At 65.1% G+C, this 24365-nt stretch carries 2 protein-coding genes; both read right to left on the bottom strand.

From position 1 onward, the window contains the following. Positions 1-64 precede the first annotated feature (64 nt). Positions 65-11326, bottom strand: a complete 11262-nt coding sequence (locus DYL61_RS24700) for a non-ribosomal peptide synthetase (protein ID WP_135310502.1) — start codon at positions 11324-11326, stop codon at positions 65-67. After that, positions 11323-24135, bottom strand: a complete 12813-nt coding sequence (locus tag DYL61_RS24695; protein WP_135310501.1) for a non-ribosomal peptide synthetase — start codon at positions 24133-24135, stop codon at positions 11323-11325. Before DYL61_RS24695 ends, DYL61_RS24700 begins: the two co-directional genes overlap by 4 nt. Positions 24136-24365: the final 230 nt, after the last annotated feature.

The following is a 24365-nucleotide window of genomic DNA, read 5'->3' as shown; positions in this document are numbered from 1 at the left end:
TGTGTAGCTGACACACTGCAATCGGGGGCAAGCCCCCTCCCACATTTGGATTTGTGTACAGCCGTCACGAAATCATCTCCCGCACCATCGAGGCTTCCAGCCACCACCCTGCCAGCCCCTGCACATTCGGCGCCTTGAGCAACGTGAAGTGATTGCCCGGGCCATACCAAACCTCCAACCCACTGCCCTGTCGCCGCCAGCCTTCGATCATCACCCCCTGCTCACGTTGATTGCCCGCCGCATCCAGCGCCGGGTCCTGTGCCAAGACCAAGCGAATCACCCCGTCGAAACGCCGCGCCGGTCGATACTCCGTGCGCAATGCCGCCGCATACGTGCGCGCCGGGCCCGCCATCGCATCCACGCTGGCACGCGCCGGCAACAGGCCCACCCCGACCATGCCGCTATGCAAGGCCTGGCGCTGGGCATTTTCATTGCTCGCGGCAAACGCCAGCCGGTCGATGCCCAACGACTTGCCGGCCGCCAACTGCATCGCCTCGACCAGGCGCAGCAACGCCGCCGTGGTGGTATAGGGTTTACCCGCGCCACCCGGTGCTTCACTGTCGATCACCGTCAGCGAGGCCACTTCGCGGCCCATCGCTTGCAACTGCAACGCCATTTCCAGCGCCACCCAGCCACCAAACGAATGGCCGATGAGATGCACCGGCCCCTGCGGGCATTCCTGCTCCAATGCCGCCAGGTAGCACCGCGCCGCCGCTTCGACCTGGCTGTGGGGCACCGCCTCGCCATCCAGCCCCCGTGGCTGCAAGCCAAACAACGGCCAGTCACGCCCCAGCGCCTCGCCCAACCCCACAAACCCGGTCACGCTGTCCCCGGCGCCCGGCACGCAGAACACCGGCGCCTGCCCCGCTCGCCCACTCTGGATACGCAACAGCGGTTGATGGGGCGTCTCGGCGATTGGCGAACAGGTGGCCAACGCCTCACTGATTGCACGACCCAGCGCCTGGATATGCGGCGCCTGCATCATGCTCTGGTGATCCCCCGGCACTTCTCGCTGATGCAGTTGCCCGGGCGCCAGCGCATCCTCCCAACCCAGCGAAACGCTGCGCCGCGACAACTCGGTTGGCCGCTCCTTCGCACTGAACAAATGCACCGCGATAGGCAAGGGGAACAGGCTGTAATGCGCCAAGGCATGCCCGTGCCCCACTTCCCGTTCGAGGTAGTTCACAAGGTCCGTCTGCGAGGCCGCCGCCATTTGCGCGTGCAGCAAACCGCCATCGCGACAACGTTGCAGCACATCTGCAAAGTCCAGCTGTCCAAGGCCAGCCTCCAGCCGTTCAAGGCTCGCCAGTTCATCCACACCTCCCTGTGTTTTCCAATACGCACTGCACTGCAACAGCAAGTGCCGTTTGAGCGCATCCGGCCCGCTCCAGCGCGCCTTGCCCTGGTCGGTCAGGCGCGGCACGTAGCTGTCGATCAGGCCGAGGAATTCCACCGCTTCATCCAGCCCCAGCAGTTGCATCGCCACTTCATAGGCCAGCACGCCCCCAAACGACCAACCGGCGAGTCGATAAGGCCCGTGGGGCTGAATGCCGCGAATCAGGCCGACCAGGCGCGCCGCCAGGCCTTCCATGGTGTTGAGGTGCGGCCCGCCCGGCAGGCCGTAGATCGGGTAGTCACCCGGCAGATGCTGACCCAGCGCCGGGAAATACACGTCCATGCCACTGAACTCGTGGACCAGGAACAACGGCGTCTGCGTGCCGCCGCTGCGCACCGTGACCACCGAAGCATCAGCCACCGGCTCATCCGTACGCTGGCGCAACAACGCCGCCACCGAGGCGACGCTGGCGTGCTGGAACAGCTCGGCCAGCGACACCGCCAACCCCGCCTCTTCCAACAACGTCACCAAGCGGATCGCCAACAATGAATGCCCGCCCAACTCGAAGAAACTATCGTGACGCCCCACCTGTTCCAGCTTCAACACCTCGGCCCAGCGTTGCGCCAGGGTCTCTTCCAGTGCATCCTCCGGGGCCTCGAACGTGCGACTGATCAAGGCCTCCAGATCAGGTGCGGGCAAAGCCTTGCGGTCGATCTTGCCGTTACCGGTCAACGGCAATTGCGCCAACGGCACATAGGCCGACGGCACCATGTACTCGGGCAGTTGACCTTGCAGGCAGGCGCGCACGTTGTCGATGTCCAGCGGTTCGGCGGTCCAGGTGAAATAGGCCACCAGGCGGTCGTCACGGGCCACTACCACCACGTCCTGGATGCCTGCCACGCTTGCCAGGCGCGCTTCGATCTCGCCCAGTTCGATGCGGAAACCGCGGATCTTCACCTGGTGGTCGTTGCGCCCAATGCACTCCAGCAGGCCATCGGATGTCCAGCGGCCCAGATCGCCGGTGCGGTACATCAGGCCGCCCTGATCGAACGGGTCAGCCACAAATTTTTCAGCGGTGAGTTCGGGCCGGTTCAGATAACCCAGCGCCACGCCGTCCCCGCCGATGCAGATTTCACCGACACCCCCCACTGGCAACGCTTGCAACTGCGCATCCAGCACATGGACCTGCGTGTTGGAAATCGGCCGTCCCACCGGCACGCTCTCGGCGTCATCGGCCACGGCCTGCACCTCATAAGTGGTGGCATAGGTGGTGGTTTCCGTCGGCCCGTAGCAATGCACCAGGCGCAGCCCCGGTGCCCGCGCCAACAGGCTGCGGAACGCCGCCGGGTCGGCGCGTTCACCGCCACACAGCAGGATACGCAGGCCCGCCAGCGCCTGAGGAATCAGGTGCACATACTGGTTGAACAGCGCCGTGGTGACGAACAACACCGTCACCTCCTCCAGCGCCTGCGCAAGTGCAGCGGGGTTGAGCAAGGTGGCGTGGTCGATCACCCGCACTTGCCCGCCATTGAGCAACGGCCCCCACACGTCCATGGTGCTGGCGTCGAATGCCGGGTTGGAGGCGAAAGCCACGCGGTCGCGGGCAGTGAAATCCGCATAGCCGTTATTGAGCACCAGCCGTGTGATGCCGCGATGGGGCACCAATACGCCTTTCGGTGTGCCGGTGGAGCCGGAGGTGTACATGATGTACGCCACGCTGTCGCTGGATTGGAGCAGGTCCGGATTCTGGTTCGATTGCGACTCAAGGCTCAAGGTGTCGAGGTCCAGGCGCTGCGCCGGGTAGTCGATGGACAGGTCGCCGTGGGTCAACAGCCACACCGCGTTGCTGTCCTGCACCATAAAGCCCTGGCGCTCGGCGGGTGCGTTGACGTCCAGCGGCACATAGGCGGCCGCACATTTGAGCACCGCCAGTTGGCTGACCAGCAGGTCCACCGAGCGTGGCAGCAGGATCGCTACGTGGTCGGCAGGCCGCAGCCCAAGCCCCAGCAGATGATGGGCCAGGCGGTTGGCGCGGCGGTTCAGCTCGCCATAGCTCAACACCTGTGCGCCCTGCGCCACGGCCACGGCATCCGGATTGGCCTGGGCCTGGGCTTCAAACAGGTGCTGCACCGTGCGTTCGCGGGGAAATGCCCGCGCCGTCGCATTGAAGCGTTGCAGTTGCTGGCGTTCGTCAACCGGCAAGATCGCCAAACGCCCGATGGAGGTATCACTGCCCTGTTCCAACGCTTGCACCAACTGCTCGACGGCGACCTGCAAGTAGTCGCATACGCGACGGGCGCCCTGCCCCACGACCTTCAAGCCGAAACCGTCACCCAGGTCATCCACGCTGACCGACAGGCCATAGTTGCTGTGTTCTTCGGCCTTGAGCAGTTGAATGCCCTGCCAGGCCTCGGTCGCAGACTGAGGCGCGCTGTGACGGTAATTGAACAGCGTGTCGAACAACGGCGTAGCTGCCGGTACGCCACTGCAACGCTGGGCCAATGCCAGCGGTGCATGTTCATGGCTGAGCAGTTTCGTGAGGTGCGCATGGGTCGCGCGCAGTGCGTCGCGCACCGGGCGCTCGCCCAGGTCCACCCGCAGCGGCAAGGTATTGATAAACACGCCCATGGCCCGTTCGGCGCCTTCACCGCCCTGCAAGCGACCGAGCATCACGGTGCCGAACACCACGGGCTGGCGGCCCGCGACCTTGCCCAGCACCAGAGCCCAGGCCAGGTGCATCAGGCTCGCGGCGCTCACGCCGGCCTGGCGGGCCTGGGTGCGCAGGCGCTGGCTCAATGGCACATCGAGTGGACGTTGAATGGACTCATTGGCGCCGAGGTTTTCCACACGGGTCGGCTCATCGATAGCCCCGAGCAGGTCGCGGAAAAACCCCTCGTGATCCTGGGCCGCCAAGCGGGTCTGGGCCACGTAGTTGCGGTACGGCACCGCAGCGCCAAGGGTGTGCTGGGTGCCCAGCAGGAAGGCTTGCATTTCGTGTTGCAGAATCTCCAAGGCAATGTGGTCCATCACCAGGTGGTGGAACAGCAGCGTCGCGCTGTCCCCGTCACAAACCAGGCGCATCAACGGCGCCTGGGACAGGTCCAGACGTGGCGGCAGCGGGCCGTTTTCCACCCGCAGCGACGCCTCGCGCCACACCACCTGCACCGGTTCTTCCAGGCCATCCCAATGGAAGGATGAACGCAGGCTGTCATGGCGCTGGATCACCGCCTGCAACGCCAGGGCAAAGGCTTCCAGGCGCTGGCGACTCTCGAAGGCGAACTCGGCGCGCAGCACATAATCATCCCCGGACGGCGACGCCCGATGGTGATACAGCATGCCCACCTGCAACGGCGCCAGCGGGTAGATGTCCTGCACATTCGCCGCGCCGCCGGGGATGCAGGCGACGATACGCTCGATGGCGGGCTGATCCAGTTGGACCAGCGGCAGCATGTCCGGGGTGATAGGGGTGCAACCGGCAACAATGCGATTGGCCGGCACCGCCACTTCACGGCCGCCACCCAGTGCCGACGCCAGGGCCGCCAAGGTCGGTTGCGCAAACAGCACCTTCACATCCGCCGACAGGCCCATGTCGCGCATACGCCCCATCAAACTCACGGCCAGCAGCGAGTGCCCGCCCAGTTCGAAGAAGTTGTCATGCCGGCCCACACGTTCCACGTTGAGCAACTCGGCCCATAGGCTGGCCAGGGCAATTTCCGTGTCGCCCTGGGGCGCGACATAGTCACGCCCCCCCACCGCATCCGGCGTGGGCAGGGCCTTGCGGTCGAGCTTGCCGTTGGGGCTCAGGGGCAGTGCGTCGAGGTGCACGAACGTGGCCGGCACCATGAACTCCGGCAGGTGCTGGAGCAGATGGGCGCGCAGTGTGTCGGTCGCACTCGGTACGCCGGTGTAATAGGCAACAAGACGCTGGTCGCGGGCGATCACGGCGGCTTCCTGCACCTGTGCAAGCTCAGTGAGACGCGCCTGGATTTCGCCGAGTTCGATGCGCAGGCCACGCAGTTTCACCTGGTCATCGTTGCGACCCAGGTATTCGATATTCCCGTCCGGCAAATAGCGGCCGACGTCACCGGTACGGTACAGACGGCCTTCGGTGAACGGGTCTTTGAGGAAACGCTCAGCGGTCAACTCAGGGCGGTTCAAATAGCCCCGCGCCACTTGCACGCCGCCGATAAACAATTCACCCACCACGCCCAACGGCACCGGTTGCAACTGCGCGTCCAGCAGGTACATGCGCGTGTTGGCAATCGGCTTGCCAATCGGCGTGTTGTCCGGCGTTACGGGCCCTGCGCAGTCCCAGGCGGTGACGTCGACCGCCGCTTCGGTCGGGCCATACAGGTTATGCAATTGACTGCCGGGCAGTTGCTGCTTGAAGCGCCGTACCAGGCTGCCAGGCAACGCCTCACCGCTGCACATCACCCGCACCAGGCCGGCGGCCTGGCTCACATCGCCGTGGGCGAGGAATACGTCGAGCATCGACGGCACGAAATGCAGGGTGGTGATCTGCTCCGCCTCGATCACTTCACACAGGTACGCCGGGTCTTTGTGCCCGCCGGGAAGCGCCATCACCAGGCGCGCGCCGGTCAACAACGGCCAGAAGAACTCCCACACCGACACGTCGAAGCTGAACGGGGTTTTCTGCAAGACACGGTCGTCGGCGTCGAGGCCATAGGCGTCTTGCATCCACAGCAGACGGTTGACCACGCCGGGGTGGTCGTTGATCACGCCTTTGGGTTGGCCCGTGGAGCCCGAGGTATAGATCACATAGGCGCTGCGGCTGGCGATCTGCGGATTGTCGACGGGTTGGTGCTGCCAGCTCGGCTGTTCCAGGTCGATCACCGACACTGCACCCACCAGCGCTCGCGTCGAAGCCTGCACCAGTACGACCACCGGCGCGCTGTCTTCGAGCATGTAGCCGATGCGTTCCAGCGGATACGCCGGGTCCAGCGGTACATAGGCGGCGCCGGCCTTGAGGATCGCGTACAGGCCAATCACCATGTCCAGGCCGCGCTCGACGCAGATCGCCACCCGCGAATCTGCGTCTACCCCCAGCGCCAACAGGTGATGGGCCAACTGGTTGGCCCGCTCGTTCAATTGGGCATAGGTCAGTTGCTGTTCACCGGCCTTGACCGCCACCGCCTGGGGTGTGCGCAGCACTTGCGCTTCGAACAGCCCGTGCACGGTCTGCTCAAGGTCATACGCCACCTCGGTCGCATTGAAATCCACCAGCAGGTGTTGACGCTCACGCGCATCCAGCAATGGCGCCTGTTCCAGTACCGCCTGGTCGTTATCGACCATGGCCTGCAATACGCGGGTGAAGTAACCGGCGTAACGCTGCACCGTCGCTTCATCAAACAGCGCCACCGCATATTCCAGCGTGCCGATCAGGCTGCCCTGCACTTGCGACAAATCCAGGGACAGGTCGAACTTGGCAAAGTGGCGGTTTTCCACGATGCCTTCCAGGGCCAGGTCGCCCAGGGCCAGGGTCGGCGCGCTGCTGTCCTGCCAGGTGAACAGGGTCTGGAACAGCGGGCTATGGGCCAGGCTGCGCGGTGGTCGGGTGATCTCCACCACTTGCTCGAACGGCAGGTCCTGATGGGCCTGGGCCGCCAAGGTCTGGGATTTGACCCGCGCCAACAGCGCTTCGCTGCTCAGCTCGCCAGAGGTATCGATGCGTATCGCCAGGGTGTTGACGAACAGGCCGATCAGCCCTTCCACTTCGGCGCGGTTGCGGTTGGCCACGGGCGAGCCGATCACCACCTCCGATTGCCCGGACAAGCGCGCCAGCAACGACGCCCAGGCGCTCAGCAAAGTCATGTACAACGTGGTGCCGTGGCGTTGGCTCAAGGCCTTGAGCGCCGCAGTAAGCCGCTCGTCCAGGCGCACCTCGACGCTGCTGCCGGCGTAGTCCTGTTGGACCGGGCGTGGGCGGTCGGTGGGTAACGTAAGCAAGGCCGGCGCACCGGCCAGGGCCTGCTGCCAATAGGCGCTTTGGCGGTGCAGCACCTCACCGCTGAGCCACAGGCGTTGCCACACCGCGAAGTCACCGTACTGGATCGCCAGCGGCGCCAGCGGGTCGGGCAGGCCATGGCTGAACGCCTGGTACAGCGCCATCAACTCACGGGTCAACACACCCATGGACCAACCATCGGAGACGATATGGTGCAGGGTCAGCAACAGCACATGGTGATCGTCGGCCATCACCACCAGACGCCCGCGCAGCAACGGGCCGCGCTCCAGGTCGAAAGGTGCCGAGGCTTCGCCGTGGATCAACGCATCCAGCGCCTGTTGCGGTTGGGGGTGACGGCGCAGGTCCTGCACTTGCAGAGGGAGCATGGCTTCGGCCGGTACGATCAGCACCTTGGCATCATCGCCGTGCTGGGCGAATCGGCTGCGCAACGTGTCATGACGCGCCACGATTCGCGCCAGCGCCCGTTGCAGCGCCTGCACATGCAGTTGGCCGCGCAAACGCAGGCCGATGGGAATGTTATAGGCGGTGTTGGCGCCTTCCATCAGCGCCAGGAACCACAGGCGCTGTTGGGCGAATGACAGCGGCACATCCTCGGCGCGATTGGCTGGGAGGATGTCCGGCAACTCGCTGCGCCCAGCCTTGGCCAACACATCGGCGACCGCCGTGAGTTCGGCATTGGCAAACAGCTCGCCCAGTTGCAGCTCGACCCCCAGGCGCTGGCGGACTTGCGAGACCATGCGCATGGCCAGCAACGAATGCCCGCCCAGTTCGAAAAAGTGATCGTGACGCCCTACCCGTTCAACTTGCAGCACATCGGCCCAGATCTGCGCGAGCACACTTTCGATTTCGCCTTCGGCAGCGACGTAGTCGCGGGTGAACAGCGCCGCCATGTCCGGCATGGGCAAGGCCTTGCGGTCGAGCTTGCCGTTGGCGGTCAGCGGCAGCGCGTCGAGCTTCATATAGGCCACCGGCACCATATAGTCCGGCAGGTGCGCCACCAGATGGGCGCGAATCGCGCCGACACTCAACGGGTCCAGTTGCGGATGCTCGGTGAAATACGCCAGCAACCGCTCTTCACGCACCAGCACCACCGCTTCCTGGATACCCGGCAATTGGTTGAGGTGGGTTTCGATCTCGCCCAATTCGATGCGCATGCCACGGATCTTCACCTGGTCGTCATTGCGCCCCAGGTACTCGATAGTGCCGTCGGGCAACCAGCGCGCCAGGTCGCCTGTGCGGTACATGCGCCCAGGGTTGAACGGGTCGCGCAGGAAGCGCTCGGCGGTCAGTTCCGGGCGGTTCAGGTAGCCCCGGGCCACGCCCTTGCCGCCGACGTACAACTCCCCCGCCACCCCCAATGGCACCGGGCGCTGTTGTTCGTCCAGCAGGTACACCGTGGCATTGGCGATGGGCTTGCCGATGTGCAGCGGTTGGCCCACGTCGAGCTTGCCCGAGGTGGCGACCACCGTGGCCTCGGTCGGCCCATAGTTATTGATCAGGTCAAAACGCTGCGCACGGTTGAACTGGCGCAAGCGATCACCGCCAATCAACAACGTGCGCAACGTGGGGTGTTCGATCTGCTGGCTGAAGGCGTATTCGGCCACCGGCGTGGGCAGGAAGCACACGTCCAGTGGTTGCGCGCACCACCAGGCGAGTAGTGCGTCGATATCTTCGGCGCCATCGTGGGCCGGCGGCAGGTGCAGGGTCGCGCCCACGCACAGCGCCGGCCAGACCTCCCAGGCCATCGCATCGAAGCCGAACCCGGCGACGCTGGCGGTATGGCGCCCGGCGCGCAGGTCGAAGGCGGTGCAGTGCCAGTCCACCAGGTTGGCCACGGTGTGGTGTTCCACCATCACGCCCTTGGGCAGGCCGGTGGAGCCGGAGGTGTAAATCACATAGGCGAGGTGCGAGGGGGCAACCGCCACGTCGGGATTGCGGGGCGAAGCGTGCTGCCAGGTGCAGTGATCCAGCGTGATCAGCGGCACATCCAGAGCCGGCAGGCGCTCAAGCAGGGCGTGTTGGCTCAGCACCGCCACCGGCGCACTGTCGCGCAGCAGGTAATGCAGGCGCTCGGCCGGGTGGGACGGGTCCACGGGCACATAGCAGGCGCCGGCCTTGAGGATCGCCAGCAGGCCGACCAGGGTGTCCAGGCCACGACGGGCGACGATGGCCACGCGGTCGTCGGGCGTAACGCCAAGGCTTAATAGATGGTGGGCCAGTTGGTTGGCCTGTTGATTCAGTTCGGCGTAGGTCAGTTGGCGACCCTGGCACACGGCAGCGATGGCGGCGGGTGTGGCAGCCACTTGCGCTTCGATGCGCCCGTGCAATGTCATGTCTTGGGGGAAATCGGCGTGGGTTGCGTTGAACTGCTCCAGCAACACCTGGCGCTCGGCAACCGGCAACACCGATACCTGGTTTAGCGCGGTGTCCGGTGCCTGCTCCAGCGCCGTCACCAGGTTGTCGAGTGCGGTTTGCAGGTAGGCACACACGCGCTGCGGGTCGACCTGAGTGGTCGCCAGCAGGCGCAGGATAAAACCGTCGCCCAGGTCATCCACACTCAAGGTCAGCGGGTAGTTGGTGCGCTCATCCGAGCGCAGGGTTTGAATGCCCTGCCAGGCCGCCACCGCTTCACGGCTGCTACCGCTGCCGCTGTGGCGATAATTGAGCAACGCGCTGAACAGTGGCGTCGGCGCCACCACGCCGCTGCAACGTTGGGCCAGGGCCAGTGGCGCATGTTCATGCCGCAACAGCGCGGTAAGGCGTGCGTGGGTCGTCTTGATGGCGCTGCGCAGGTCATCGCTGCCCACGTCCACACGGAACGGCAAGGTGTTGATGAAAATCCCCAAGGCGCGCTCCGTGGCGTGCCCGCCTTGCATGCGCCCCATCAGTACCGTGCCGAACACCACTTGGGACTTGCCCGCCAGCACGCTCAATACCTGGGCCCAGCCCAAATGGAACAGGCTGGCGACACTCACGCCGAGCAAACGCGCCTGGGCGCGCAGGCGTTGATTCAGGGTGTCCGACAGTGGCCAATCGAGTTCAGTGATCCCTCGGCCATCGCCCTGCACGTCCTGCAAACCGAAAGGCAGGGTGGGCTCGACCACATCACTGAGCATCTGCCGGAAAAACCCCTCGTGCTGCTGTTCGCTGACACCCAACCGCGCTTGCGCCACATAGTTGCGAAACGGCACCGCCGCGCCCAGTTGGCCAGCCTGACCTTGCAGGAACGCCTGCATTTCATGGCGCACCACTTCCAGGGCGCTGTGGTCCAGGGCCATATGATGAAACAGCAGCATCGCGACGATGCGGCCCTGCGCCGGGTCTGCCGCCCAGGCCAGGCGCAGCAGCGGCGCCTGGGTCACGTCGAGCCGGTAGTGGCGAGCATCGAAACGCGCGTGGAGTTGCGCGGCGATATCGCCGTCGGCCGGGTCCAACTCGACCGCCTGCACCGGCAGCCGGGCCGTACGCCACACCACTTGCGACGGTTGCTGCAAGCCATCCCAGACCACGCCCGTACGCAGGATATCGTGACGGTCGATCACGCCTTGCAGAGCCTGGGCAAACCCCTCGAAGCGCGCAGGGCTGTCAAAGGCGAACTGCGACTGCATCACATAGGGGTCGCCCTGATCGGTGCTGACGTGGTGAAACAGGATGCCTTCCTGCAACGGCGCCAGTGGGTAGATGTCCTGGATGTTCGCCACCCCACCTTCTACCGTGGCGACGATGCGGTCGATCTCGTCCTGGCTCAGTGCCGACAGGGTCAACATGGCCGGCGTGATGCACTCGGCATCCGCCGGGATGCCATTGGCGGGCACTTCGTTGGCCGCTGCGTAGTCACCCGCCTTGATCAGTTCGATCAACGCCGGCTTATGTTCACGCAACGCCGCCAGGATCGACGGGTCGCTCAGGGCTTGCTTGTTGCCTTGCACCGAGAGCTGCTCACCTTTGAGTGCCAAGTGCACACCCTTGGTTTTCAGCGTGGCCAGCAGTTCGTGAATGCTCACAGGACGATCTCCATTCGTTCGGTCATTGCGGCGTAGCCAGCCAGGGTCGGCTGTTCGAACAACGCACGCACATCGGCTTCCATGCCTTCCTGGCGCAAGCGCCCGATCAAGCTCACGGCGAGCAACGAATGCCCGCCCAGTTCAAAGAAATTGTCCTGGCGCCCTACCCGCTCGACGTTGAGCAGTTCAGACCAGAGTTGCGCCAAGAGGATTTCGGTGTCGCCCACTGGGGCTTCGTATTCGCGCACCGTCAGCGCCTGACTGCCAGGTTCCGGCAGTGCCTTGCGGTCGAGTTTGCCGTTGGGGCTCAGGGGCAGCGCGTCCAGATGCACAAACAGCGCGGGCACCATAAAGTCCGGCAAGTGCTGCAACAGGTGCTCGCGCAGGTCGGTCGACTGCACGCCGGTGTAATAAGCGACAAGGCGCTCTTCGCGGGCGACCACGGCGGCTTCCTTGACATGGACATGCTCCAGCAAACGCGCCTGGATTTCCCCCAGTTCGATACGCAGGCCACGGATTTTCACCTGGTCATCGTTGCGGCCCAGGTATTCGAGGGTGCCGTCCGCCAAGTAGCGGCCCAGGTCGCCGGTGCGGTACAGGCGCCCCTCGCCGAACGGGTTGTCGATGAAGCGCTCGGCGGTCAGCTCCGGACGGTTCAGGTAACCCCGCGCCACTTGCACGCCGCCGATAAACAGCTCGCCGGCCACGCCCAACGGCACCGGCTGCAACTGCGGGTCCAGTACGTACATTCGAGTGTTGGCGATGGGTTTGCCAATCGGCGTGTTGTCCGGCGCCTCTGGGCGTGCACAGTTCCAGGCGGTGACGTCCACGGCGGCTTCGGTCGGGCCATACAGGTTGTACAGGCCGATCCCCGGCAGTTGCTGCTTGAAGCGCCGCACCACATTGCCCGGCAACGCTTCGCCGCTGCACATCACCCGCACCAGGCCACGGGCCTGGCGCACATCGCCATGGGCCAGGAACACATCGAGCATCGACGGCACGAAGTGCAGCGTGGTGATCTGTTCCGCCTCGATCACCTCGCACAGGTACGCCGGGTCCTTGTGGCCGCCAGGGCGCGCCATGACCAGGCGTGCGCCGGTGAACAGCGGCCAGAAGAACTCCCATACCGACACGTCGAAGCTGAACGGGGTTTTCTGCAACACCGTGTCGTGGGCCTTGAGGCCGTAGGCGTCCTGCATCCACAACAGGCGGTTGACCACACCGGGGTGGTCGTTGATCACGCCCTTGGGCTGGCCGGTGGAGCCGGAGGTGTAGATCACATAGGCGCCCCGCGCTGCGACCTGGGGATTGTCGAGAGGTTGGTGTTGCCAGGTCGGCTGCTCCAGATCGATCACCGGCAGCGTACCCAGCAGTGCACGGGTGGCAGGTTGCGCCAACACGACCAGCGGCGCGCTGTCTTCGAGCATGTAGGCCAGGCGCTCCGGCGGATAGCTCGGGTCCAGCGGTACATAGGCGGCGCCGGCCTTGAGGATCGCGTACAGGCCAATGACCATCTCCAGACTGCGCTCCACACAGATCGCCACCCGCGAATCCGGCTGGACGCCCAGCGCCAGCAAGTGGTGCGCCAACTGGTTGGCCCGTTGGTTCAATTGCGCATACGTCAGTTGCTGCGCGCCAGCCTTGACCGCCACCGCATCCGGCGTACGCACGACTTGGGCTTCGAACATCCCGTGCAAGGTCTGGTCGAGGTTGTAATCCTTTTCGGTCGCGTTAAAGCCCGACAACAGTTGCTGACGCTCGTGGTCTTCCAGCACCGGCAGGCGGTTGACCGGCAACTGCGGCGCCTGCTCCAGCGCGTCCACCAGCCCCAGCAAGGTCACTTGCAGGTAACCGCAGAGGCGTTGCGCGCCAATCTGCGCCGGGGTCATGGCGGTAAGGCGGAAGCCGTCGCCCTGGTCATCCACGTTCAAGGTCAGCGGGTAGTTGGTGCGTTCCTCGCTGGCCAGGGTGTGGATACCTTCCCAGGCCTGGGACTGCGGCGCCTGCTGGCTGTCGCTGTGGCGATAGTTGAGCATGGCGCTGAACAACGGCTGCGGCGCGGCAACGCCGCTGCAACGTTGGGCCAAGGCCAGGGACGCATGCTCATGACCCAGCAAGGCGGTGAGCCGTTCATGGGTGTGCTTGACCGCCAGGCGTACACCGGTGGCGTCGATATCCACCCGCAGCGGCAAGGTGTTGATGAACATGCCCAAGGCACGATCGCTGCCCTTGCCGCCTTGCATGCGACCCAGCAATACGGTGCCGAACACCACATTCTGCTGGCCGCTGGTGCTGGTCAGCACTCGCGCCCAGGCCAGGTGAAACAGGCTGGCCGCGCTGACACCCAGCAAACGCGCCTGGGTGCGAAGGCGCTGGTTGAGCGCGGGCGCCAGGCTGAGCTGGACCTCTTCGATGGCGTTGCCGTCACCGCGCACATCCTGCAAGCCAAACGGCAGTGTTGGCTCGCTGATCGTGCCGAGCATCTCGCGGAAGAACTGTTCATGTTCCTGCTCACTGACACCCAGGCGTGCCTGGGCCACGTAGTTGCGGTACGGCGTGGCCTCGCCGGCAGGCTGTGGCTGCCCGAGCAGGCTGGCTTGCATCTCGTGGCGCACGCCGTCGAGGGCGGTGTGGTCAAGGGCGATATGGTGGAACAACAGGATCGCCACCAGCCGCTGGTTGGCCGGGTCCTGGGCGTATACCAGGCGGATCAGCGGCGCCTGGTCCAGTGCCACGCGGTAGTGACGTGGGTCGAAGCGTTGGTGCAGGTGATCGAGGGTATCGGCCTGCACCTCCAATTGTGCCTGGCGCCACACCACTTGCAGCGGCTGCGCCAAGCCTTCCCACACCACAGCGGTGCGCAGGATGTCGTGACGGTCGATGACCTGTTGCAGCGCACGAGCGAACGCGCTCAAACGCTCCAGGCTGTCGAACGCCAGGTGCGATTGCAGCAGGTACGGGTCGCCCTGCCCGGCACTGATGTGGTGGTAGAGGATGCCCTCCTGCAACGGCGCCAACGGGTAGATGTCCTGCACATTCGCCGCGCCGCCGGGGACCTGGGCGACCACGTGATCAATCGTCGACTGATCAAGCGCCACCAGGGACAGCAGGTCCGGGGTGATGCGCTGGCAATCGGCAGGAATACGATTGGCCGGCACCTGCACTTCGCGACCACTGCCCACGGCGGCGGCCAGCGCGGCCAGGGTCGGCTGGCTGAACAGCACGCGCACATCGGCAGTGAGGCCGACCTGGCGCATGCGTTCGATTAGGCTGACGGCCAACAGCGAATGGCCGCCCAGTTCGAAGAAATGGTCGTGCCGCCCCACCTGCTCGACGTTCAGCACCTCGGCCCAGAGTTGCGCCAACGCTATTTCCACCGCGCCCTTGGGCGCCTCATAGTCACGACTCAGCAGCGCGGTGTGATCCGGCTCCGGCAGCGCCTTGCGGTCCAGCTTGCCGTTGGCGGTCAGGGGCAGCGCGTGCAGTTTCACGTAGGCCACCGGCACCAGCGCCTCGGGCAGTTGGGCAAGCAGTTGGGCGCGCAGCAGCTCAATATCCAGCGGTTGCTGTTCAGTGAACCAGGCGATCAGGCGGCCTTCGCGCACTAATACAACCGCCTCACCGACACCGTCCAATGCGGCCAGGCGACTTTCAATCTCGCCCAGCTCGACCCGTACGCCGCGCACCTTAACCTGGTCATCGTTGCGGCCCAGGTACTCGATATTGCCATCGGGCAGCCAGCGCGCCAGGTCACCGGTGCGGTACATCGTCCCCGGGTTGAACGGGTCGTGCAGGAAGCGTTCGGCGGTCAGCTCGGGTCGGTTCAGGTAACCCCGCGCCACGCCGCTGCCGCCCACGTAGAGTTCACCCGCCACACCGATCGGCACCGGGCGCTGCTGTGCGTCCAACAGGTAGACGCGGGCATTGGCGATGGGCCGGCCGATATGCAAGGCCTGCCCAGCGCGCACACGGCCGGAGGTGGCGACCACGGTGGCCTCGGTGGGACCGTAATTGTTGATCACCGCAAAGCGTCGTTCGTGGCTGAACTGGCGCAGGCGGTCGCCGCCAATCAGCAGGATGCGCAACGTGGGGTGCACCAGGTCCTGGCTGAACGCGTACTCGGCCACCGGGGTCGGCAGGAAACTTACATCCAGCGGCTGCGCCAGCCACCAGGCCAGCAGTTCGTCGATGTTTTCATTGCCCACGTTGGCCGGCGGCAGGTGCAAGGTGGCGCCCACGCACAGTGCCGGCCAGACCTCCCAGGCCATCGCGTCAAAGCCGAACCCGGCGACGCAGCTGGTGTGGCCCGTGGCATCCAGGCCAAAGGCCTCGCAATGCCAGTGCACCAGGTTTTCCACGGTCCGGTGTTCCACCATTACGCCTTTGGGCTGGCCGGTGGAGCCGGAGGTGTAGATCACGTAGGCCAGGTGCGCCGGAGTCAGCGTCGTGATGTGCGGGTTGCTGATGGGGTGGTGCTGACGTGGCTCATTCAGGTCGATACAGGTCACTGCGCCCAGCAGGTCGCGGGTACTGGCCTCGGCCAACACCGCCACCGGCGCACTGTCTTGCAGCAAATAGGCGATGCGCTCGGCGGGGTAAGCCGGGTCGATGGGCACGTAACCCGCACCGGCCTTGAGAATGCCCAGCAACCCCACCAGCATCTGCGGGCCGCGACGGCAGCACAGGGCGACGCAGTCATCCGGCTGCACACCCAGGCTCAACAGCTGGTGGGCCAACTGATTGGCGCGCTGGTTGAGCTGCTGGTAAGTCAGGGACTCGCCGTCCTGCACCACGGCAATCCCGTGGGGTTGGCGCTGCGCCTGGACTTCGAAGGCGCCATGCACGGTGTGGCCCGTGGGGAAATCGCAGTGGGTGGCGTTGAATTCGCGCAGCAGGGTTTCGCGTTCAGTCGCCGGCAGGATGTCCAGATGGTTGGATCGGCTTTCCAGCGCCGACACCAACTGCGCCACCGCGTTATGCATATAGCCGCACAGGCGTTGCGCGCCAATCTGCGGCAACGCCAGCACCGTGAGGCCAAAGCCGACACCCAGGTCATCCACACTCAACGTCAGCGGGTAGTTGCTGCGTTCTTCACCGCCCAGCAACTGCACCCCTTCCCAGATGCCATGACCATCGCGGGCCATTTCGTCGGGACTGCTGTGCCGGTAGTTGAGCAAGGCACTGAACAACGGCGAGCCCGTGGCCACGCCGCTGCACCGCTGGGCCAAGGCCAGGGACGCGTGTTCATGCCCGAGCAAGGCGCTCAAGCGTGCATGGGTGGCCTTGACCGCCACCGCCGCGCTGGCCGCGATATCGACCCGCAGCGGCAAGGTGTTGATAAACATGCCCAGTGCACGGTCCGCGCCGTCACCGGCCTGCATGCGGCCCATCAACACGGTGCCGAACACCACCTCGTCACGCCCGGACACCACCCCCAGCACATGGGCCCAGGCCAGGTGCATCAGGCTCGCCGCGCTGACGCCCAATTGCCGCGCCTGTTCGCGCACACGCAGGGCGAGTGCTGGGTCGAGGGGCTGTTCGGCTTCTTCGATATCACGCCCGTCGCCCTGCACATCCTGTACGCCAAAGGGCAAGGTCGGCTCATCGACATCGGCGAGCATGTCGCGGAAGAACTGCTCATGTTCCGCCACGCTGACACCCAAGCGCGCCTGGGCCACGTAGTTGCGAAATGGCGCGGGCTCGGGCAAGTCCTGGCCCTGATTGAACAGGAACGCCTCCATCTCCTGGCCCACCACGGCCATGGCGGTGTGGTCCAGCGCCAGGTGGTGAAACAGCAGGATCGCCGCCACCCGCCGATTGAGCGGGTCGTGGGCGTAGACCATGCGCAGCAACGGCGCCTGGGTGATGTCCAGGCGGTAGTGGCGCGCATCGAAACGGCCGTGGAGTTGTTCGATGATGCCGCCGTCCGCAGGGTCCAGCGGGATCTCTTGAACGACCAGTTGCGCCTCACGCAAGACCACTTGCACCGGGCTGTCCAGGCCCTCCCAGACTACCCCGGTACGCAGGATGTCGTGGCGCGCCACCACCTGTTGCAGCGCGCCCATAAACCCATGCAAGCGCTCCAGGCTGTCAAACGCCATGCGCGATTGCAGCAGGTACGGGTCGCCCTGCTCGGCGCTGATATGGTGGTAGAGAATGCCTTCCTGCAACGGCGCCAGCGGGTAGATATCCTGCACATTCGCCGCGCCACCGGGCACGCTCGCCACGATTCGCTCGATGGCCGCTTGATCGAATTGCACCAGGGTCAGCATCGACGGCGTAATGCGCGTGCAGTGCGCAGGAATGCCATTGGCCGGCACCTCGACCTCTCGCCCGCTGCCCACCGCCGCTGCCAGCGCGGCCAGGCTTGGCTGGCTGAATAACACGCGCACATCCGCGCTCAGGCCGACCTGGCGCATGCGCTCGATCAGGCTCACCGCCAGCAACGAATGCCCGCCCAGTTCAAAGAAGTGATCATGACGGCCGACGCGTTCCAGCTTGAGCAGGTCCTGCCAGATCTGCGCCAGCAGGATTTCCACCTCGCCCTCCGGTGCTTCATAGCCTCGGCTGAGCAAGGCGCTTTGATCGGGCACCGGCAGGCCCTTGCGGTCGAGCTTGCCGTTGGCGGTCAGGGGCAGCAGCGCCAACCACACGTAGGCCGACGGCACCATATAGTCCGGCAATTGGCCTTGCAGATGGGCACGCAAGGTTTCAATGTCCAGCGCTGCGTCTGCGGTGTAATAGGCCACCAGGCGCTTGTCGCCCGGTTCGTCTTCACGGACTTGCACCACGGCGTCGTTCACGTCGGGGAACGTCGCCAGGCGGGTTTCGATTTCACCCGGTTCAATCCGGAAACCACGGATCTTCACTTGCAGGTCGTTGCGCCCGTGGTACTGCAAGTTGCCATCCGGCTGCCAGCACGCCAGGTCGCCGGTGCGGTACAGCAGCCCTTCGCCAAAGGGGTTCTGGATAAACTTTTCGGCGCTCAGTTGCGGCTGGTTCAGGTAACCCTTGGCCACACCCGTGCCACCGATATACAGCTCGCCGATCACGCCCAATGGCAGCGGTTGCTGACGCGCGTCCAACACATAGGCCTGTGCGTTGGCGATCGGTCGGCCAATCGGAACAGCCCCCTCGCCCACCGCCGTGATCTCAAAGGTGGTGGAGAACGTCGTGGCTTCGGTCGGCCCGTAACCGTTGAGCAAGTGCTGGGGTTTGCTGTGTTTAAGCACACGGCCGATCACCAGCGGGTCGAGCACATCGCCGCCGACGATCAGGTAGCGCAGTTGGCGGAACACCGGCATCAGCGCATCGGCGTACTGATGGAACAGCCCGGCGGTCATCCACAGCACGCTGACCGACTGCTCCTGCAACAACGCAGCGAAGGCCGCCTGGGACAACAACACCGCATGCTCGACCACCACCACGCAGCCGCCATTGAGCAACGGCGCCCACACGTCGAGGGTGCTGGCGTCGAACGCCGGGTTGGAGGCGAAGGCGACGCGGTCGCGCGCATTGAACTCGGCATAGCCGTTGTTGAGCACCAGCCGTGAGATGGCGCGGTGCGGCACTTGCACGCCTTTCGGCATACCCGTGGAGCCGGAGGTGTAGAGGATGTAAGCAACACTCTCCGACGACTGCGGCAGCTCGGGATTACGCGGTGACAAGCTGTCCAGGTCCAGCGCCTCGAGGCTATCGAGTACGCAGCGCGCGCCGCTGTCCTGCACGATAAAGGCCTGGCGTTCGGGCGGCGCATTGACGTCCAGCGGCACATAGACCGCCGCGCATTTGAGGATCGCCAACTGGCACACCAGCAGGTCCAGGGAGCGCGGCAAGGCAATCGCCACGCTTTCCCCCGGTTGCACGCCCTGGTTGATCAGGTGATGGGCCAGGCGGTTGGCGCGACGGTTGAGGTCGCGGTAACTCAGGGACAACACGCCATGCACCGCCGCCACCGCTTCCGGACGCGCCAGCGCCTGGGCTTCGAACAGTTGATTGACGGTGAGTTGGGACGGGTATTGGCGGGCGGTGGCATTGAAGTCCACCAGCAGTTGGTGACGCTCCGCAGCCGGCACAATCGACACGGCGTGCAACGCGGTGGTCGGCGCCTGTTGCAGCGCGGTCACCAGATGGCGCAGTGCGGTGAGCATGTAGTCACCCACGCGCTGCACATCCAGGCTGGCCACGCCTTGCACGGTCAGCGCAAAGCCCGTGCCGAGGTCATCGACGTTGAGTACCAATGGGTAGTTGCTGCGCTCTTCGGAGCTGAGAATCTGGATGCCGGACGCGGCAAACGGCGCGTCTCCGGGCGCCTCGCCGGGTGCACTGTGGCGGTAGTTGAGCAGCGTACTGAACAGCGGCAACGAACCCGGCACACCGCTGCAACGCTGGGCCAGGGACAGCGACGCATGTTCATGCCCCAGCAGTTGCGCCAGTCGCGCATGGGTCGCGCGCACCCCGGCTTGCACGCCGACCGCACCGAGGCTGACCCGCAGCGGCAAGGTGTTGATGAACATCCCCAACGCCCGGTCAGCGCCCTCGCCGCCCTGCATACGGCCCAGCAACACGGTGCCGAACACCACGTCCTGCTGGCCGGACACCTGCCCGAGTACCTGCGCCCACGCCAGGTGCACCAGGCTGGCGGTGCTGACGCCCAGTTGGCGCGCCTGTTCCCGCAGGCCAAGGCTCAGGGCCGGTTCCAGCGGCAAATGGGCTTCGATGATGCCGCTGCCGTCGCCGTTCACGTCCTGCAAGCCGAAGGCCAGGGTCGGTTCGTCGATATCGCCGAGCATCTGGCTGAAGAAGGCCTCGTGCTGCGCCTGGCTGACCCCAAGGCGTGCCTGGGCCACGTAGTTGCGGTACTGCACCGCGTCAGGTAGTTGGGCGCCGTGACCGCAGAGGCTGGCGCTCATTTCTTCCACCAGCACTTGCAGGGCGGTGTGGTCCAGCAGGATATGGTGCAGCAGCAAGATGCCGGTGAAACGGCCTTGCGCCTGGCCATAGACAAAGCGCATCAGGGAGGCACGGCTCAAGTCCAGGCGAAAGTGACGCGGATCGAAGCGTTGTTGCAACTGGGCCAGGGGCTCGTCGATGCGCTCGACCACCAGCGGCGCGTGGCGCAACACCACTTGCACCGGCTCATCCAGGCCTTCCCAGAGAATGGCGGTACGCAGGATATCGTTGCGTTCGATCACGCTGTCCAGCGCGTGGACAAATGCGTCCACCGCTGCTTGATCGTCAAAGCCGAATTGCACCTGCAACACGTAGGGATCACCCTCGGTGGTTGCCAGGTGGTGATACAGAATGCCCGCCTGCAACGGCGCCAGGCCGTAGATGTCCTGCACATTGCTGAGGCCGCCGGGCACGGTCTGGATGATGTGGTCGAGGGCGGCCTGGTCCAGTTCCACCAGCGGCACCATGTCCGGGGTGATGTGCTGGCTGGTGGCGTGAATCAGGTTGGCCGGGACCTTCACTTCCTGCTGCCCGCCCACTGCCGCAGCCAGCGCTGCCAGAGTGGGCTGGCCAAACAGCACGCGCACGTCGGCGCTGAGGTCGACCTGGCGCATGCGTTCGATCAGTTTTACCGCCAGCAGTGAATGGCCGCCCAGTTCAAAGAAGTTGTCGTCGCGGCCCACGCGGTCGAGCTTGAGCAGGTCCTGCCAGAGTTCGGCGAGGGTACTTTCCACGGTGCCTTGGGGGGCCTGGTATTCGCGTCGTGCCAGCGCTTCGGCGTCGGGCGCCGGCAAGGCCTTGCGGTCAAGCTTGCCATTGGTGGTGAGGGGAAAACGCTCCAGCGTCACGAAGGCGCTGGGCACCATGTAGTCGGCCAGGCTTAGCCGCAAATGGTCACGCAAAGCGGCTGCGCTGAATGCGCCATCGGCAATCACGTAGGCCACCAGGCGCTTGTCGCCGGGCAGGTCTTCACGGGCGATCACCACGGCGTCACGCACACCGCTGGCAGTGGCCAGGCGCGCTTCGATTTCGCCCAGTTCGATACGGAAGCCACGGATCTTCACCTGGTCGTCGTTGCGCCCCAGGTATTCGACGCTGCCATCGCTCAGCAGGCGGCCGAGGTCGCCGGTCTTGTACATGCGCAGGCCGGTGGCCGGGTCGGCCAGGAAACGTTCGGCGTTCAACGCGTCGCGATTGAGATAACCCCGTGCGACGCCCGCACCGCCCACGTACAACTCGCCGACCACACCCACCGGCAGCGGCTCGCGGCGCGCATCCAACACATACAACTGCAGGTCCGGAATGCGCACGCCAATCGGACTGACGCCGACCAACTGCGCATCCGCCGCCTGCAACGCACGGTAGGTCACGTGCACGGTGGTTTCGGTGATGCCATACATGTTGACCAATTGGGTGCCGGCGTTGATCGCCCGGGCGTACCACGGTTTGAGCATGCCCGGCTCCAGCGCCTCACCGCCGAAAATCACTTGGCGCAGGGAATGGGACTGCGGGTTTTGGTGCTGCGCCGCGATCAACTGGCGAAACGCGCTGGGGGTCTGGTTGAGGATGCTCACGCCCGCTTCGCACAGCAGCGTGTAGCACTCATCCGGCGAGCGGCTGACCAGTTGCGGCACGATCAGCAACTGGCCGCCGTGCATCAGCGCGCCCCAGATTTCCCATACCGAGAAATCGAAGGCAAACGAATGGAACAGCGCCCACACGTCGTTGTGGTTGAAGCCGAACCAGTGCTGGGTGGCGGTAAACAGCCGCGCAACCTGGCGGTGTTCGATCATCACGCCCTTGGGCTGGCCGGTGGAGCCGGAGGTGTAGATCACATAGGCCAGGTGCGCCGGGTTGAGATTCACCCGCGGGTTGACGATGGATTCACCGCGCAGGCTGTTGAGGTCGACCTGTGGTACGTCGCCGACCCGATGCCGCGTGTTGGCTTGCACCAAGACGGCCAGCGGTTCGCTGTCTTGCAGGGTGTAGGCAATGCGTTCCTGCGGGTAGGCCGGGTCGATGGGTACGTAACCGGCGCCCGCCTTGAGGATGCCCAGCAGGCCAATGATCATCTCCGGGCCGCGTTCCACGCAGATCGCCACGCGGTCGTCAGGGCGCACGCCCAGAGCCAACAGGCGATGGGCGACCTGGTTGGCACGTTCGTTGAGTTGGCGATAGCTGAGACGTTGGTTGTCGAAGCGCAGGGCGATGGCTTCGGGTTGGGCGGCGGCGTGGGTTTCGACTTGCTGGTGGATCAGGGCGCTGTCGGCGTAGCTATACGGGGTATGGTTGAGGGCGTGCAGCAGGTGATGGCGTTCGGTGGCGGGCAGGATGTTCAGGCTATCGAGTGGCGTATCCGGTCGCTGCTCCAGGGCCTCGGCCAGGCTGTGCAGGACCGTATGCAGGTAGTCGGCAACGCGTGCGGCACCGATGCTCGCGTCTACCATCACCGTCAGCGCGAAGTCTTCGCCCAGGTCATCGACGTTGACCGTCAACGGGTAGTTGGTGCGTTCCTCGGCACCCAGGACCTGAATGCCTTCGGCGATGTCGATCACTGCGTCCATATCACCCGCAGCGCTGTGCCGGTAGTTGAGCATGGCGCTGAACAGCGGCGCCGGCGCGGCCACGCCGCTGCAACGCTGGGCCAGCGCCAGGGAGGCGTGCTCGTGATTGAGCAAAGTGGTCAGGCGTTGGTGGGTCGCCTTGACCCCGGCGCGCACGCCCTGCTCGCCCACATCCACCCGCAACGGCAAAGTGTTGATGAACATGCCCAGCGCCCGTTCACCGCCCTCGCCTGCGCCCATACGACCGAGCATCACGGTGCCGAAGACCACCGCATCACGCCCGGACACCACGCCCACTACACGGGCCAACGCCAGGTGCATCATGCTCGCCACGCTGACGCCCAGCGGTCGCGCCAAGGTGCGCAGGCGGCGGCTCAAGGCGCTGTCGACGGAGATACGTGCCTCGTCGATGCCCTGGCCGTCGCCCTGCACATCCTGCAAGCCGAAAGGCAGCGTCGGCGCATCGATATCCGCCAGCATCTCGCGGAAAAACGCCTCGTGATCCTGTTCGCTGACGCCGTGCAGGACCTGGGCGATATAGCTGCGAAACGGCACTGGCTCGGCGGCGTTGGTTTGTTCACCGGCCAGGTACAGCTGGATTTCATGGCGCACCACATCCAGGGCGGTGTGGTCGAGGATGGTGTGGTGGAACAGCAGCGTCGCCAGCACTTGGCCGGTGGCCGCTTCCTGCTTGAAGACCAGTCGAAGCAGCGGTGCCTGGCCGAGGTCCATGCGGTCGGTGCGGGTGTCGAAGCCCGTCTCTTCACACACCAGCACCGCCTTGCGCCATACCACTTGCAGCGGCGCGTCGAGGCGTTCCCAGACCATGGAGGTGCGCAGGATATCGTGGCGGTCGATCACCCATTGCAACGCCTCGGCAAAGGTCTGCAAGCGTGCGCGACTGTCGAAGGCAAACTGCGCGTGCAGCACGTAGGGATCGCCCTGCTCCGCCGACAGATGGTGATAAAGCATGCCTTCCTGCAGCGGCGCCAGCGGGTAGATATCCTGCACATTCGCCGCGCCGCCGGGGATGGTGGCGACGATACGGTCGATGGCGGCCTGGTCGAGGCTGACCAGGGGCAGCATGTCCGGGGTGATGCGGTACGCCGGGCTGAGCCAGTCACCACCATGCTCGGCCACCAGTTGCAGCAACCGCGCCTTGTGGGCGATCAGTTGATCCCACACGGCGTCGTCCAGCGCCTCGTCGTCGCCGAGGATGATCAGGTCATCTTCTTCCCGTTGCAGCCGGATCGCGTGGGTGGAAATCGCTGCCAATAATTCGCTGAACTGCATGGGGGAACCTGCCTGGTAAGTCACGGTGGAGGAGAAAGTCCGTTTTCAGCTGCCGTTGGGTCGGGTGCTGGGCGCCTCGCGTTCAGGCAAAGGCGCAGCAGGAAGCCTGGAGTGGCTTCCGGCAGGGTTGGAAAATTAAGGGATTTGGCGGGTGGGGGGTGACATGGGAAGCGGGGACAAGGGGAACAGTGGATGGAGGAGCACCAGGTCTCCCGGCCTGGCACAGAACC

This window comes from Pseudomonas nabeulensis, assembly GCF_004682045.1.
GTDB classification, from domain to species: domain Bacteria; phylum Pseudomonadota; class Gammaproteobacteria; order Pseudomonadales; family Pseudomonadaceae; genus Aquipseudomonas; species Aquipseudomonas nabeulensis.
The sequence above is the reverse complement of the archived record's forward strand: the minus strand, read 5'-3'. Positions and strand labels throughout refer to the sequence as shown.

Coding starts and splice junctions, on each gene's coding strand:
- DYL61_RS24695 (WP_135310501.1), bottom strand. CDS start 24,135: ATGCAGTTCAGCGAATTATTGGCAGCGATTTCCACCCACGCGATCCGG.